This is a genomic window from Dyella flagellata (genome assembly GCF_030160275.1).
Lineage (GTDB): Bacteria > Pseudomonadota > Gammaproteobacteria > Xanthomonadales > Rhodanobacteraceae > Dyella_B > Dyella_B flagellata.
In genome coordinates this window covers 1-557 of sequence record NZ_BSOA01000025.1, presented here as the reverse complement: position 1 = coordinate 557, position 557 = coordinate 1, and the positions used below count along the sequence as shown (strand labels likewise).

At 70.6% G+C, this 557-nt stretch carries 1 protein-coding gene; it reads right to left on the bottom strand.

All coding sequences use genetic code 11. The annotated features are described in order from the left end of the window. Window positions 1-557 (bottom strand): AMP-binding enzyme (locus QQJ96_RS12615; protein ID WP_284332357.1); only part of this gene is annotated, 557 nt, incomplete at both ends.

Sequence of the window (557 nt, the reverse complement as noted above, 5' to 3'; positions counted from 1 at the left end):
CCGACGCTGGGCAAGCCCAGCACGTCGGCAAACAGGCCGGCGAGGATGTCCTCTTGGGGCGTGCGTGGCAGGCGTTGATGCGCGGCGGTGAACGTCGGGGCGGGCAGCGCCTGGCGATCGAGCTTGCCGTTGGTGGTCAGTGGCAAGGCCGCGAGCACCACCAGGGCGGCCGGCACCATGTAGTCGGGCAGGTGCTCGGACAGGCTGCGGCGCAGGATCGCCGCCTCCAGGTCATGGCCGGCAAGCGGTGCGACATAACCCACCAGGTGCGGGTGGCCGGGTTGGTCCTCGCGCAACAGCACAGCCGCTTGGGCCACGCCGGCTTGGTGCAGCAGCGCGCTCTCGATCTCGCCCAGCTCGACGCGGAAGCCGCGCAGCTTGATCTGGTGATCGACCCGGCCGAGGAAATCGAGCTGGCCCGTCGGCAACCAGCGCACCAGGTCGCCGCTGCGGTACATGCGGCGGCCAGGCAAGCCGAACGGATTGGCGACGAAACGTTCGGCGCTGAGCGCGGGACGACGGAGGTAGCCGCGGGCCAGGCCGTCGCCGGCGATATA